The sequence below is a fragment of the uncultured Photobacterium sp. genome, from assembly GCF_947502415.1.
GTDB lineage: Bacteria > Pseudomonadota > Gammaproteobacteria > Enterobacterales > Vibrionaceae > Photobacterium.
Map to the genome: position 1 here is coordinate 118,623 of NZ_CANMZV010000004.1, position 16,054 is coordinate 134,676.

Below are 16,054 nucleotides of genomic sequence, written 5' to 3' on the forward strand. Positions count from 1 at the left end.
GGAAACACTGTTTTGAAATCGCAAGGAATGCCTACATCAAACAACAGATGCGTTAAATAACGAGCTCAATGTGCTTTAGTACTCTGTGCGGGCGATGGGGAAAGAGCTCAAAAAAACAAACGCAACGAATTCGTAGGCAGCGGTGGCAAAAAGCCCCGGCATTAACTTTAATGCCGGGGCTTTCTTTCAACTGTCGTAAGCTTGCGACTTAACTACGACGATTGGGCATTCATCAACCAAAACCACTTTTGAATTAACGTTAAACAAATCCCAGATTAACTGTGGGGTGATCATTGTTAGTGGTTCTCCGTAGGCGAATAGCTCACCATTGTGCAAGGCTGCCACTTTGTTTGAATATTGAATAGCCAGATTTAAGTCGTGGATGACCATCAGTACACAGGCTTGCTCACGTTTCGCATAGTACCTAACGTACTCCAGCAGCTTTAGCTGGTTCTGCATATCAAGCGCCGATGTTGGCTCATCCAGAATTAATACTTTAGGTTTGTTGATTACCGCGTGCGCCAAACCGACCATCTGGCTTTCACCGCCAGATAGCTCAGTACAAACTTTGTTGGCAAGATGCAGGATCCCTATCTCTTCTAACAAAGCTAAACTTTGTTTAGCACTGTTTGCTTTAGTAAATAGTGAGCTCGAACTTATGTTTAACGTTGTAATTAAAAGCTCTAGCACGGTAATACTGGCTGAAATTCGGTGGTCTTGAGGTAAATAGCCGATATCCTCGAGTTTTAAAGGAATACCTTGATAGCGAATATGCTCAGGGTTAAGCCGGAGCAGTTTGGTCATTTGCCGCAATAACGTTGATTTACCGGCACCGTTTTTGCCAATTAGCGATACCATTTCCCCATCAGCTATCTCTGGAATAGAAAGCTGGTTTAGGACTCGTTTATTACCGAATGTCACTGAAATATTCTTAATTTCAAGGCCCATTAGAAGCGACCTCCTTTTTTAATAATTAGGAAAATAAAGAACGGTATACCGACGATTGACATCACTACAGTCAGAGGCAAAATTATACCCGGCATAATCGCTTTACTGGCGATTGAAGCAAGCTCTAGCAATACAGACCCTACTAAAACCGACGCCGGAAGGAAGAAGCGTTGGTCTTCTCCTAGGATCATTCGCGCAATATGCGGTGCAACTAAGCCAACAAAACCAACCGCTCCGACAAATGATACTGACAGTGAAGTGATGACTGACACAAGCAGTAATGTTTTAATGCGTAAGCGTTTAACATTAATACCCATTGATTCTGCGCGTCCTTCACCAATTTTCAGCGTAGATAGCTTCCAGGCATCTTTCATCATAATGGCCAGAACAATAGGTAGAACAGTCGCCAGTACCGTGATTTTTTCCCAGCTACCGCGATCAAGCGAACCCATTTGCCAAAAGACTAAGGTTTGTAATTGAGTTTCGCTGGCAACAAATTGCATCATGGTCAACAGACTATCGTAGGCAAACATGACAGCGATACCGAATAACATCACTCCTTCAATTGAAATTCGTTTTACCGATGAAATACCGGCGATCATAAACGTCGTAAGCAAACACATCACAAATGCCATAAATGCAATTTGATATTCCGCTGGTATGAAAGGAACCGCAATAATGTTGGTGATTACCAAGGATGCTCCGAACCCTGCAGCAGCAGATATACCAAATGTGTAAGGATCTGCCAATGGATTATTAAGGGTTGTTTGCATTTGAGCGCCAGCTAATGCTAATGCTCCACCTATAAACGGTGCCATTAAGGACATTGGCATTCGAATATCCCAAACAATTATTCGGCTCGAGATATTACTATTTTCTGGATTAAAAATAGCCTGCACTACTTGTGAGAAATTAAGCCCTTGGGAGCCAATAATAATATCTGCAATTAAACAGAAGATGCTCATAATAAAGAAGGCAGCAAGTGCTACCTTCTTTTTACGATTACGAGCCTTGTGAGCATTTAGCTCCAGGGTCATCGTATTCACTATTACATAGCCTCAAAATTATTCTGACCAAATTGACCACTAAGTTTGCGATTACCAAATTTCTGATTCATTTCTTCAAATGTTTTTTCAGGGTCAAGTGAGCTAAATAAATCAGGGTGAATCCATTTAGCAAAGTATTCCATCGCTACCAAGTTGTAAGGTGAGTTATAAAACGGCATGTAGATCGAATAGACATTTTTAGTTTGATAGCCTTTTACTGCCTTCAGCCATTTACGCCCCATTAGCCCTTCAGTCGCTTTTTTGATTGCCGCTTTATTTGGCGAATACCCTAGCGGAATACCATTCATTACATTGCCACTTTTATCAACCCAGCCAGTGGTCTGCATGATGTATACATCTGGCTGTGATGTTATTACTGTTTCTGGCGACATGGTTCCACTAGAAGCACCTTTTAATGGTTTGTCTGCAATATTCGTTGCATTTAAAAATGGGATATATGCCCCCATGTTACCTGTCGCAAAAGTTTTGCAGCATGAATCTGAATAACCGGCGGCACGTTCGATAAATACACGCTTATGAGCAGCTTCAGGATGTTTCGCCAATGTCGTTTCTAGCATTTTTACATGCTGACGATAGTAATCGGCAAAAGCTTTTCCTTGTTCTTCGCGGTCAACGGCTTTAGCCAAAGCTTCAACAGACTGTAGAGTGTGATTGAACGGATCTTCACGAAAATCAATTGCAAGGACTTTGATTCCGGCATCATCCAGCTTTTTGATAAGACCTTTATCCTGAGCTAGCTTGATATTTGATAGATCAACCACAAACAAATCAGGTTTTGGTTTGAGGTTGATAAAACGTTCTGCATCAAACTCCCCTGACTTAATTTTACCAATTACAGGAACATCTTTTAGTGATGGGTATTTTTCAACATAGCTCGCGTACATGCTTGGTGCAGAAAAACGCATATCATCACGCGCAGCAACAAGGTGTTTTGCTGCATCTTGCTGATAAATGATCTCGAGTAAAGGAAATACACGACTTGTTGACAAAGCAATATTTTGCGGCTGATGGTCAAAAGTTACCATCCGCCCAGCGACATCGGTCACTGTCACCGGATATTGAGCAGCCAACGTTGAACATGATAATAATGTACCGATAGAAAGAGTAAGTAATTTAAGCGTTTTATTCACACAAGACACCTTGTAAAATAATTTCCGTAATAATAGCGATAACGGTTATTATGGAGTGGTATTTAAATAGAAAAGTAAACCTATGCAGGTTTCCCGACATGGTTATTTTCTTCTCAAGATTAATTAAAAATCAAAACGTATGCCGACGGCTTCTTGCATTTCGTTATTCACAGTATCGAAATTAACTGCCACGTATGTTCTAAATTGTTTCGTCAATTTAGCGGTAATATCTGCATTAACAGCGCGAGTGGAATCGCCGTCTTCGAAATGCAGCTCACCAAAGCCTAAAGTAGCTTTGTATGTACTATCAATCTTGTAAGAGGTAGCAATGTCATAACCTTGGGCTTTCTTACCTTTGACTGTCTGCTCGCTATAGAGAGCGCCTACATAAACCTTGTCAACTTGATAGCCTAGAGCCACATCAAACTGTGTCGAGTCCTTTTTCTGTACTGCAGATTGCTTAGCGTAACCAATACCCGCTGATAGTCCTGTATCACCGATTTTCTGTGATAAACCTACAGAGTAACCACCGTCAAAAGCACCGCTTTCTGTACCCTCTGCGCTAGCATAGTTTGCGCAAAATAATGTACCAGTAGTGTTTGAGTAAGTAGCGGCTATGCTATTAGCTACGCGTTTACCTACTTTGAACTTATCTGAGGCTACAGCTCCATAGAATGCTTGGATATCGGTAAAGTCAGTAACTACGCCCATAGAACCTTTAGTCTTTCCATAGACTAGCAACGCTTCACCGTCGCCTACTTCTGCTTTTACACCAGCGTAAAGGTATCTGGTTTTATTTAAGTCCTTTTTAAATTCTTCCTCAAAGAAAGCTATTCCACTAATTGTGTCGGTGATTTTGCTTTCTCCTGCAATATTCACACGCGCACGACTCAAATCTTGTATCTCGCTGTCTCTATTTTCTGCGCGAGCCTCAATTCGTCCTCCAATTTTTACGCTAGGGTATTCTACGGTTACAGCATCCGCAGCATTAGCAACACCTGCGATTCCGCCTAGACACAAAACCCCACAAATAAGGTGCTTATTATTCATTTTTACCAAACCTCTATATTATTACATACCCAGCCAGCAAGCCGGTCTTATGTATGCATACCAAATGGGAATGAGAACAATAATCACTTAACTGTGACCCAGCAAGCTTTTTTATTGATTGATTTGCAAATTAATCAATTACATTGCAAAGAAGGCGAACCGTGTTCAAGCTTTCATATATTAACCCACAAAATATTTGCCTTTTCGGAAAATTGATGATAAGAGGCATTTCAACAGTTGATAAATGATGAGGAGAAGGGGATCAACTTGCCAAAAAATTACGTCCATGCTCATCACTATTAGTTCAAGAAATAAATGGTGAAATCTTTGAGGTGACTATATAAATATGATCTTTCCCACCCTATCTCAAGGTATTGGACTAGCTGTGAGTGCAGATAATAATAATGAAATATGTTTATCTTGCATTATTGCTAAGCGTTATCTTGCTATATTATAAATATACATGAATGACAGGTGACGATCTAAATACAGAAGTATTAATAAGCAAGTCAATTAGGCATTGGATTATTATCTTCGGTATTTTGTCTAATTAAATTTTACGTTCTCCAATAAACGATGAGTATATTAAAGAAGTGATAAGCAACATCATGTCAAAATTATTTTTGACAATTGGTTAGATAATCTTATTATGCAATCAGGCTCATTAATTACATTAAACATATGAATTTCAAATTTAATATCCCAACTTTAATTATCATTGTTTGTATTTCATTAACCTTTACTCCGCTATTCTATACAATTGAGCAAAAAGGAATGGAACTCCCTCAATGTGTCGATGAACCACTTGTCACAACCACTGTACACTTCTTCATCTCACAAGATGCCATCAAAAATCGTTCTATAACAGATGTTGAAAATCAGCTAAACGCCGCGATAAAACAAAGTAATAGAATATTAGCTAACTCTTGTATCCCAATGCGCAGACAGTTAGGCAATATTAAAGGCGTTGATTTTAGCCAATACACTCTTACCAGTATTAATCAAATAGACAGCATTCTGAAAAGAATAGTTGGTCAGCCATTAATTCAACAAATTCACACGAAACCAAACCATTTTTATGCTGTTATGCTGGGTAAAAACGACAGCTACTTTGATGATGAATTTTGTGGTGAAGCTGATGTCGACGCAAATGATCGTTTCTTCATCATATCTGATGATGCCGATGAGTACACTGTCGAGCATGAGCTGGGTCACCTTGCCTGGGCGCAGCATCTTGATAGTTCATGGTTTTCTAATTTAGAAAAACGACTTAAAAAGTACACATCGGCAGAAAATCAACACATGCTCAAGCCCTACGCGCGTGGCTATAATTGCGCTGGTAAAGGAACTGTAATGAGTTATGAATACGATATTCTTCCTATTTACTCGAGCCCAGATATTTTGTACCAAGGTGAAGCATGCGGGGATATGAAAGAAGCGGATAATGCTCGTATGGTAAGAGATTACGCGCGTGAACTACGACAAAAAGTAGCAGACGATGAAAATCGTTCTGTTCTTGGCGTATACTCGAGTAAAACCTAACGCCTCGAACTGCCAAAATTCCATATCACAAATAGCAAAAAAACCCGGCATTAATCTAAATGCCGGGGTTTTCATTTATGACTTGTCGTTGACTTTATTACTTGGCAGTTGCCGCTACTAATTTCTCTTCATCGGATTTTTTCAGGAAAGCGTATGTCACGCCGGTAACCAGCGTACCAGCCGCAATCGCAACCAGATACATCAGTACAGGTGTAATTGCATTCGGAATAAACAAAACAAACAGACCACCGTGAGGTGCCATCAGCTTCGCACCGAACAACATTGAAAGCGCACCGGTCAGAGCACCACCCGCCATACAACTTGGGATAACTCGCATTGGATCACGTGCCGCAAACGGAATTGCACCTTCAGAGATAAAGCACAAACCAAGCACAAATGATGCCTTGCCTGCTTCATTTTCACTTTCAGTAAACTTACGCTTGGCAAGGAATGTCGCCAGTCCCATACCCAGCGCAGGGACCATACCCGCCGCCATTACAGCAGCCATTGGCGCATAAGTCTGAGATGCCAGCAGGCCAACACCAAAGGTATATGCCGCTTTGTTTACCGGACCACCTAGATCGAAACACATCATGCTACCCAGAATCACACCCAGCAATACTGCATTGGCTGAACCCATGTTATTCAGGAACTCTGTCAGACCTGTCATCGCCGCAGATACCGGGCCACCAACCACATAAATCATGATAAGGCCGGTGATCAGGCTAGATGCCAGAGGAATGATCAGAATTGGCTTCAGCGCTTCCATGGACTGAGGTAACTTCACATTATCAGCAACCATCTTGGCGCTGTAACCAGCCAGGAAGCCCGCCACGATACCACCAAGGAAACCGGCACCGGTTGAACTCGCCAGCATACCGCCGATCAGACCCGGAGCCAGACCAGGACGATCTGCAATCGAGAATGCAATAAAACCGGCCAGAACTGGTACCATCAAGGCAAATGCCGAACCACCACCGATAGTCATCAGCGCCGCAGCCAGTGTGCCCTCTTCTTTAAATGCTTCGATACCGAAGACAAAAGACAGAGCAATTGCCAGACCACCCGCCACAACAAGTGGCAGCATGTGAGACACACCCGTCATCAGGTGCTTGTATGCACCAGTCTTTTCTTTCTTCTGATCTTCAGCACTAGAAGATGCGCTTCCCTGATGCTGATAAACCGTTGCTGTTGCAAACGCTTTCTCCAGTTCCTGGCTTGTTTTCTTCAATGCCAAACCGGTGCTGGTTTTATACAGTTTCTTACCGTCAAAGCGAGATAAATCCACTTCAATATCAGCAGCAATCACAACCAGATCTGCCGCCGCGATTTCCTCTGCTGTCAGCTGGTTTTTCGCCCCTACAGATCCGCGGGTTTCAACCTTGATTTCATGTCCCTGACGCTTGCCTTCATCTTCCAGCGCTTCAGCAGCCATGAAAGTGTGAGCTACGCCGGTAGGACAGGCTGTAATAGCAACAATTTTCTTGGTACCGGTAGCAGTTACAGAAGTGACTTCTTTAACTTCGCTCAACAGAGTCGCTTCAACAACCGCCTTTTCCAGAAATGCTTTCGGATCAGTCAGGCATGCATCAATCGACGACTGATAAACCATCTTTCCTTTAAAACGGCAGGTATCGACGTCAGTGTTTGCCGCAATAACGATGTAATCAGCATCGTTGATCTGAGCCGATGTCAATGCCTTAACCGGCATTACCGTTGACTGGCACTCGATGTCTGCCGTCCATTTCAATTCCGCTGCGGCTTTTTCCATTAAGCCGGCAGCAATAACACTATTTGCAATACCGCTAGGGCAAGCTGTTACAACTGCGATTTTCATCTTGATACCCTCTGATCCGAATTAACTCTTCACACTTTGATTTGAGATTAGGACACTTTCTTTTACGGTCAGTACTGCATCGATATCCTCAACGCCGACCCCCACCTGACTTACAGCTAACGCCGAAAGTGCAGTGGCAAAACTGAGTGTCTCTTGTTTGGTCCAGTTCTTGAGTTTCCCCCAGCACATCCCGGCAACCAAAGTGTCACCTGCACCAACGGTACTCACCACATTCATTTTTGGCGGGCGAGAACCCAGCCAGCCTTCACTGTCGAGCCACATCACACCTTCTGCGCCCAATGACACCACAACGTTCGCGATGCCTTTGTCGGCCAGCTGTTCCGCCGCTTCGATCAATTCCTGTTCTGTTTCTAACTTACGACCAGCCCAGTCTGACAATTCCTCATCATTCGGCTTAACCAGCCACGGCACCGCATTCAGGCCTGCAGCCAATGCAGCTTTACTGCTGTCGAAAAAGACAAACTTTCCTTGCTGCTGCAACCGCGCCACCCAGCCTGCGCACTGCTCAGGGGAGAGCCCGGCAGGCAGGCTGCCTGCGATAACAAACACATCATGGCTTTCTGCCAGTTCAAACAGAGTCTGCTCAAAGTTAGCGACATCCTGCTCAGATACAGTCACACCAGGGAAGTTGATATCGCTGACCTGACCGCTGGCTTCCACCAGCTTGACATTAATTCGGCTGGCCCCACGCACACGAACAAATTTATCTGTTACACCAAGCTCTTCGAATAACTGGCAGAATGGCTCCTGATTATCTGCGCCCAGTAAACCGGTTACCGTTACATCGGCACCCAGCTCTGCCAGCACCTTGGCAACATTCACCCCTTTACCTGCCGGGTGCAGGCTACCTTTTTCCACCAGGTTTACGGTGCCTGCTGTTAAGGCATTCAAGTTCCCGGTCAGATCCAGTGCCGGATTTAAGGTGACAGTGACAACTTTTGGCATTTCGTTTTTACTCATTACTTACCCTCACCCAAGCCATCTGTGATAGCCTGTCCGATGGCCTGAAGTGCCTGATCTGCATCCGCACCATTTGCTGTAAATTCCAGTTCGTGCCCCTGTTTCACACCCAAAGCAATCACCTTCATCAGGCTCTTGGCATTTACGGCTTTACCGTCACCGTTAAGATTGGCAACCAGAATGTTTGATTCGAACTTCTTAGCCACACTCACCAGCATTGCGCCCGGACGCGCATGAAGACCATGAGGATTACGGATTTTGAAAATTTCGGAATTACCCTCAACCAGCTCCTGGGTCAGCAAAGTCACAACCTTGTCAGCATCTCCCGCAAACAGCTTGCCTGCCTGCTGCTTATACAACAGCTGCGTCAGGTAGTTGATGTTGTTAATATGGGAGCCGTTACACGCTGCAACCATCAGCAAACCTTTTACCGGGTTGCCCTGTTCAACAAACGGTACTTGTGGGGTAACAAAAGAAAGGGTCGTCTTAGTCACATCTTTGCCCGTTTTCGCTAACCATAACCCCTGACCGAGATAAGTCGCCCCTGAAGCAATCGCATCAGCAACACTGACATTACCTGCGGCCTGACGGTTCTTGATTAGGCCGGCTGCAACAGCAATCAGCTGAACCAAATCGGTTGCAGGAAAGTCCTGCTGAACCAAAGTCGTATCAAAATCTGCTTCAAGCTGTGATTCACCGTTCAGAATCTTAATCAGTTCATCAGCACTATTGCTCTGCTGAAGTTTCGCTTCAACGCCGTCACTTGAAAGCACTTTGGTCAGCTGCTTGAGGATGCCAAGGTGCTCATCGGATTTAGCCGCAATACCGATTGCCAGATAAGCGGTTTTACCATCCCCCCAATCTACCCCTTGCGGAAAATGATGAACACGGACACCGGTCTGCTTTACCAGGCCTCGAGTATCTGTCGACCCGTGCGGAATGGCGATACCGTTACCCAGAAAAGTGGAATTCTGATTTTCACGAGCCAGCATTCCATTAACGTAGCCAGTCTCAACAAGCCCCTGCTGTTCCAACCCTGTCGCCAGAGCCTTAATCGCTTCTTGTTTGTCAGCTGCTGACTGCCTCAGCTGAATATCATTGGTTGATAGTGACAACATACCCTCTCCAGTATCCGGTTGATGCGGCAAAAGCACTTTCGCTCTGTCTTTTACCTTTCCCTACACACCTAAAATTAGTTTAAATCAGCTTTACTGAATCGATTCAGCAAAAGCTGAAAATAAAAGCTCCAGCAAAACCCATTCGGTTTTATTTGCTTTGCTGAAACCTTTCAGCTGACATGCTGAATGGTTTCAGCTAACATTGCAATTGTTCCGTATCAGATCATTTGCCAATATATGATCCGCCGCACAATTCTGTTGGGATCGAGAAAAAACCAGAATGAAGTTAGATGAAATTGCAAAACTGGCCGGGGTGTCGAGAACGACCGCCAGCTACGTTATTAACGGCAAGGCCGCTAAATACCGGATCAGTGAAAAGACACAACAAAAAGTCATGGCTGTCGTTAATGAGTTTAACTTTCGGCCTGATCATGCCGCGACATCCCTTCGTGCAGGCAGCAGCCGTTCTTTCGGCCTGATCATTCCTGATCTCGAAAACAGCAGTTATGCCAAGCTGGCCAAGTTACTGGAGCGGGATGCCCGTAAAGCCGGCTATCAACTCATTATCTCCTGCTCGGACGATAATGCCGAAACCGAGATGAAAGTAGCTGATACTTTACTCAGCCGCCGAATTGATGCCCTGCTGGTTGCGAGTGCCCTGCCGCCGGATCACCCTTTTTACAAAAAGATCCAGGCTAGCGGCGTTCCCGTTATCGCTCTCGACCGTGCGATGGATGATGAGGTCTTTGCCAGTGTGATCAGTGAAGATTTGGATGGCGCTTTCGAACTGACCCAAAGCCTGATCAATAAAGGTATTAACAGCATCGGCCTGGTTGGTGCTGTACCTGAGCTGGGCGTATCAAAAGAACGTGAACAGGGATTCCTCGCCGCGATTCAAGCCAAACAGCCAGAGATAAGCACACTGGTGTCCTATGGTGAACACTTCAGTCAAGCTCAGGGACAAGAAATGGTTCAGCAATGGATTAACGAAGGCACGATGCCGGATGCTATTCTGGCAACCTCCTATACCCTGTTTGAAGGCGTGCTGGATTGCTTGCTTGCCAACCCGGAACTAATGCAAAAAACGCAACTGGCAACCTTCGGTGACAACCGCCTGCTGGACTTTCTGCCAATCCGAATTCAGTCACTGCCACAGCAGTTTGAATTTATTGCCGAAAATGCTCTCGAACTGGCACTCAACGCAACAGCCGGACGCTACAGAACGGGTGTGGAAGTAGTTCCGCGGAAAATAAAACATCGCTAACACCAGATGCCCTGAGATGAATACGCTTTAATTGGATTGGTCAGGGCTCAATCTGTCAGTTCCAAAATCACGATGTAATCGGATCTGACAGGTTGCTCTAAGTCGCCTTTGTCGGGTAGACGACACCACTATCAAAGTAGATTACAACACCCTTGATACTGCGGTGGTAATTTCAGAAGATGCGCGTGACACCCTTGCACAGCTAAAGGCTGTTCTTAATGATGAAACCAAAACAACGAAGTAAATTGTGCCTTTGCTATTAGCGAAAATGTTCTATAAGGAGCACTGAGATAATGTAGTTAAGTCACCAATGTTGATAGCTGATGACTCAAAAAGAAGTACACTATAAGTGTGCTCCTCTTTTTGTTCTGGATGTCTCGTAATCTAATCAGGTTTTCTATCTCATATGCACAAACTGGACTGTTCTGAAGTGGGCAACTTCCCGCCAAAAATCTAGATCATGTTTGTCCCGATGTGTGCCAGCTGAATCTCTGCTAACTCGCCTCTTTCCCTGAGCGACTTAGGGCGATCACTCTAAGTCTGTGAAATTTCCAACGCCCCTTTTAGAAAAATCGGGCTAGGAAAACCAGTTCAAAAGCGCCTCACCCATCAAATATTCATCTCGACATAAAGCTGCGTTTCTCAATAGTTATTATCACTATTAAATTAGCCATTTTCACCACCCCTTCAGTCACCACACCTAATGATAAATAATGTATTATTACCATAAAATCATGCAATTAAAACCAGCAAGATGACTAAGCAGAGTTATAGTGAAGGCATAAACGAATGGGGGTGGGATCGCGACCGCGAAATCACAAAACCGAAGCATTTTGTGAATGCTGCGTTCACTCCCCTTCATTTACGAGAAACCTATGTCCCTGAAACCAACCAGCCCTTACCAAAAGTAAAAGTAAAAGAAACGGCTGAGCCAGAGGCGCAATTTGAATACACCGTAGAAATTGCTTGCACAGAAGAAGAATTACAGCTCTCTGGCATTCAGATGTTTGCGCTGGGAAAAACCCAGAATGAAAATTCTGTCGCCTCATGGAAACAGAAGCTACACCACGAAACGGGTCATGTTCTATTTACTTGCTCAGTGATGGAAAACGAACCGAAAACACTTCATCACTCCTTTATTATTGGCGTGAACAGTGCTCTTCGGGTTCAAGATGTTATGCCATCAGAAAAAGGAACATCTGTCGCCAAAGAATCGTTCATTCCGATAAAGCCCGCCGTTCAGGTTGGGCAGCTATTAGGATGGCCCGCGGAAGGATTCTTTTATCACTTTATTGATGGCGAGCTTATTCATGAATACCGACTGCTAGGTAAAGGGTGCCTGGCTTTTCAAGTGACCGCATCTACCGCGGCGAAAATTTCAGATCAGCTTCTCTTTCCACATTGGCAAACGGTCATATTGCTGCCATGGAAACGTAAGGAGCAAATTGTAGCAAGGCAACACATCCTGTACTCACAAGAAAAGATGTCAAACCAACAGCTTGGTGAGATCACACTAAGTTGGTTAGATGAGCACGGTTGTGCATTGGACATCGAAAAGATTGTAGCTTCCCGTTCATTGCCAATAATGCCACGTGAAAAAGAAGACGAAAGCGAGGCCGATGACGCTGCTTCCGAGCCTAGTTACCATGTCGTCGCGATGAAAGATGATAATTCAGCGAGCGAATGGTGGAGCGATATTGCACCTAAATACAACCTTACGGCAAAAGGGCTACTGGATTTAAACCCAAGTTTTGATGACGATCCAATGGCACTAAAATTAGGCGATGTGCTTTCAGTGGTATCGAATAAGAACCAACAAAGCACAATGAAAACAAAAAGTACGTTACCTCCATTGAAGCCTCCTTATACCGTAGCTCCATTTGGGAATCTCCACTATCAATACTGGCAACGGATGCTTGCCTCCCAGGTAGTCGCGCTACATTCTTCAAGCCAATTGACACCTACATTTCCTGTTGTGAACGTTGCGCAGACAAAACATTGTCAATCCGCCCCATTTACCTTTTCTGGCTAACAGGTCATTATGAAATTTGTATCTATAATCCCGAAGGCTGACGGCACCAATTTTAGCGATCAAGCCGAATTGGAAAATCAGCTAAAACAGGAAACCAAAGGGCAATTTGGTTTCAACCCATCGAACCACTGTTGGCACGGTGGCCTTCATATCACTGAAAAGAATGCACCATGGGTGAAACATAAGCACCCCGTGCGTGCCATTGCAGACGGCGAAGTGGTGGCGTTTCGTATGGGATCGGAATATCAAACCTCGACTTTTAAAAACGAAACGCTCTCATACAGTAATGGGTTCTGTTTGCTCAAGCACCAAATCAAAGATGAAAACAGCAGTTCGTTTACGTTTTACTCGCTGTATATGCATTTAAAACCACGCTCATCAGGCGAACCACCACGTTATCAGTTAACAGAAGAGCGGAACGTACGTTTTTCCCCGCCGCCTTATGACGGGCAGACACGCACATTACCGCTAAATAAAGAGGCTATTTTAGAGCGAACCACTTCCGCCATTGTCAGTGGTTATTTGTCCGGTAACCGCTATAAATTTGCCGAATTTACCGTGGTTGATAAAGGTGAGCACAATGCATCCACTGAGATTGCAGACGGTACTAAGGTATGGATCGCCATTGAAAAAAGTGCAGAAAACGATCTGTTTAAGAAATATCTAAAAGAAACACCAAGCCCGCAATGGGTGTATGACAAAACCGAAGCGAAGCTAAAAACCGCGATCAGTGGGCGAAAAGATCCGCACGCAACCCAGAGGGGGGATTCAGGATGTCTACTGGCAGGGGAAAGGCAGTATCAAATACCTGCTGGAAGCCGTATTCGTTTCCACATGCACAAAGACAATGCCCTGCAAGACATTAATAACCGCGCGCGGCAAATGGCAAAATGTGAATTGCTGGATGAAACACCCACTAAAACAGCGTGGGTGTGTGTAGAAGCTGAAAATATTACTATCACCAATCAGGAGCTGGTTGATTTAGATAGCCTGATAACACCAACGAGCAAGGTCAGAATCAAAGCAGGCGATCCGATTGGCTACCTTGGTCAGTTTGATGCAGCACAAATTGACAGCGACGACGGGGTGAAAGAAACCCGCCATCAAATTCATTTTGAGCTGTTCTCGTTAGCGAAACCGCCCCTCTTCTTTCTGAAGAAATTCTTCGGGGAAGAGGCGGCAGCACAGCTACAGTTTCTCGAAAATAACGACGGCGATGAAGAATATTTTGATATTGATTCGCCGTCCGATTTTTTCAAGCTATTGTCAAACCTGATTTCGCCCACCGACGATGAGGAACAAGTCTCTGGCTTAGATATGCGAAACAACCTCACGCCTTGGGATAGTGCAAAACAAATAGTCGCCAAACACAACAGTGAGTGGTACGGCAAAGCCGAAGAAAGGTCGTTTTTGAATAAGCTGATCGACAGGTTTATACATCCCGATTTTCCCGCGCTCATTGAACATGAAAAAACGCGAATGGATAACCTTGTCTGGATTCAAGATGCGCCCAGCCTGAACTTAAGCAAAGAGATCTGGAATTGGTGGCCTGTGGGTAAAGATATGGGGAGATATGAATTTACCCTTGATGTGATGAAGCGACTCTATCCAGAAGTCGCGACAAGTAAAGCATCGGAGCTGCAAGCGATTGCGGATGAGTTAAATGCCCATATTGATTTTTATAAGCTGGATACACCGCTAAGACGTACCCATTTTTTTGCGCAGATACTGCAAGAAACCGGGCCAACCCTGAAACTAGAAGAAAATGATTTCATGTATTCTAGTTCATCTTTAATAAGTACATTTTCTTATTTTAGGAATAATCCCCAAAAGGCGAAAAAGCATGGTTACATGCCAGGGAATAAGCCATATAAACAAGATGGTAATAGATTTTCATTACAGGATAATATTTATATAGCTAATGCTTCTTATTCTAATCGAAATGGAAATGGAGATTATGATAGTGGAGATGGGTGGAAGTATAGGGGGCGTGGTTTGAAGCACCTAACAGGTAGGATTAATTATAGTGCATTCAATGACTGGCATGCGACAAATCAGAATAAGTGGTCTGATGAACGATTGGATTTTATAATTACCCCTAATGTGATAAATAATGCAAAATTTGCAGCGAGATCTGCGGCATGGTTCTGGCTAAACACAAAAAACAATGAAGGTAAGCGATGTTATGAGTTGGCAGAAGAAGCTTCAAGTAGTGCAGTAGATAAAATAACAGATATAGTTAATTATGGCACACGTAGTCGGCAGTTACGCAAGGATAACTTTAAAAAACTATGGGATGGAAAGGTTGTTTCATGAAAGTTAGAATGATTTTGATCTCATTTCTGGGGTATTTGGTAAGCGGTAGTGTTTCACTGGCTAATGTTTCTGAAAGCTTAAGTCAAGGTACATTATGTTTGGTGAGTGAAGATGTCTATTTTAGTTGCAAGTTGAAAAACAGTAAAGTCGTATCTGTTTGTGGATCAATAACCTATCCACAAGAAGGATATTTTACTCCTAATGACGGATATGTTCAGTATCGATACGGAAGTATTAATAATGTAGAGCTTGAGTATCCTGAAAATAAAGTATCTCCAATTAACAAATTCACCCTGATTATTAATGATATGAGTAAGCAATTTGCTCATGATAATGGTGTCGCATGGTTTAATACGAATAAGTTAAAGTTTAACAATGGGAGTTTTCAATATGTGTTAACTAGTTCTAAATTTGGCTCTAATGAGCTAGATAATGCATTTTTAGATGTTTACAAAAACGGTGAGAATATATTTTCACAAGAGTGTCAAATGGAAGTGACTAGTAATTTCTTTGAACTATATAGATACAAGCATAGATTTGATTATAAAACCAAAATAGAAATATGAACCGGAATTTGGGGGCATGAGCGTATTTTGTGACCTTTTTTGATTTGTTTATCCCATTGGTCAGCCTCGAAATAATATTTTCATTTTGAGGCTGTGCCACAAACTTAAATAAACAAGGGTTAACGGCTGATGGGTTAATGGTATCGTTGTTTTGCGTGGCATTATGATTCGTAAAAGGTCGTTAAAAATGCCACTTTAGGGGC

General features: G+C 43.7%; 12 protein-coding genes. 5 read left to right on the forward strand and 7 right to left on the reverse strand.

From position 1 onward, the window contains the following. Positions 1–186: 186 nt before the first annotated feature. From Q0852_RS05945 to Q0852_RS05960, 4 genes are all read right to left on the reverse strand, one after another. Positions 187–948 (reverse strand): ABC transporter ATP-binding protein, encoded by a 762-nt coding sequence (locus Q0852_RS05945; protein ID WP_299015253.1) that lies wholly within the window; start codon positions 946–948, stop codon positions 187–189. Continuing rightward, complete coding sequence (locus tag Q0852_RS05950; RefSeq protein ID WP_299015256.1) at positions 948–1,985, reverse strand: iron ABC transporter permease; 1,038 nt, start codon at positions 1,983–1,985, stop codon at positions 948–950. The genes Q0852_RS05945 and Q0852_RS05950 overlap by 1 nt, the downstream gene beginning before the upstream one ends. Positions 1,986–1,996: 11 nt before the next feature. Further along, the gene (locus Q0852_RS05955) at positions 1,997–3,145 is read right to left on the reverse strand and encodes an ABC transporter substrate-binding protein (RefSeq protein ID WP_299015259.1); all 1,149 of its coding nucleotides are present in this window, start codon (positions 3,143–3,145) and stop codon (positions 1,997–1,999) included. A gap of 123 nt (positions 3,146–3,268) precedes the next feature. Beyond that, positions 3,269–4,195, reverse strand: coding sequence for a porin (locus tag Q0852_RS05960; RefSeq protein WP_299015262.1), 927 nt, complete (start codon positions 4,193–4,195; stop codon positions 3,269–3,271). Between the two features lie 681 nt (positions 4,196–4,876). Here Q0852_RS05960 and Q0852_RS05965 point away from each other — a divergent pair. Further along, entirely contained in the window at positions 4,877–5,737 is an 861-nt protein-coding gene (locus Q0852_RS05965) for a hypothetical protein (RefSeq protein WP_299015267.1), read from the forward strand. Positions 5,738–5,834: 97 nt separating this feature from the next. Here Q0852_RS05965 and fruA read toward each other — a convergent pair whose 3' ends face one another. The 3 genes from fruA to fruB are packed head-to-tail and all read right to left on the reverse strand — an operon-like array spanning position 5,835 to position 9,673. Then, positions 5,835–7,574, reverse strand: a complete 1,740-nt coding sequence (gene fruA / locus Q0852_RS05970) for a PTS fructose transporter subunit IIBC (RefSeq protein WP_299015270.1) — start codon at positions 7,572–7,574, stop codon at positions 5,835–5,837. A gap of 21 nt (positions 7,575–7,595) precedes the next feature. Then, complete coding sequence (gene pfkB / locus Q0852_RS05975) at positions 7,596–8,555, reverse strand: 1-phosphofructokinase (protein WP_299015273.1); 960 nt, start codon at positions 8,553–8,555, stop codon at positions 7,596–7,598. Then, on the reverse strand, positions 8,555–9,673 hold the full coding sequence (gene fruB, locus Q0852_RS05980) for a fused PTS fructose transporter subunit IIA/HPr protein (protein ID WP_299015275.1): 1,119 nt from the start codon (positions 9,671–9,673) through the stop codon (positions 8,555–8,557). The genes pfkB and fruB overlap by 1 nt, the downstream gene beginning before the upstream one ends. A gap of 280 nt (positions 9,674–9,953) precedes the next feature. Between fruB and cra the strand changes: the two genes are divergently transcribed. The 4 genes from cra to Q0852_RS06000 all read left to right on the forward strand — a co-directional run bounded on the left by cra (position 9,954) and on the right by Q0852_RS06000 (position 15,851). Next, positions 9,954–10,937 carry a catabolite repressor/activator gene (gene cra, locus Q0852_RS05985; RefSeq protein ID WP_299015277.1) on the forward strand — a complete coding sequence of 328 codons (984 nt, stop codon included), beginning with the start codon at positions 9,954–9,956 and terminating at the stop codon, positions 10,935–10,937. A gap of 754 nt (positions 10,938–11,691) precedes the next feature. Then, positions 11,692–12,969 carry a hypothetical protein gene (locus Q0852_RS05990; protein ID WP_299015281.1) on the forward strand — a complete coding sequence of 426 codons (1,278 nt, stop codon included), beginning with the start codon at positions 11,692–11,694 and terminating at the stop codon, positions 12,967–12,969. 9 nt (positions 12,970–12,978) lie between these two features. Then, on the forward strand, positions 12,979–15,285 hold the full coding sequence (locus tag Q0852_RS05995; RefSeq protein ID WP_299015283.1) for a hypothetical protein: 2,307 nt from the start codon (positions 12,979–12,981) through the stop codon (positions 15,283–15,285). After that, positions 15,282–15,851, forward strand: a complete 570-nt coding sequence (locus Q0852_RS06000) for a hypothetical protein (protein WP_299015285.1) — start codon at positions 15,282–15,284, stop codon at positions 15,849–15,851. The genes Q0852_RS05995 and Q0852_RS06000 overlap by 4 nt, the downstream gene beginning before the upstream one ends. Positions 15,852–16,054 lie beyond the last annotated feature (203 nt).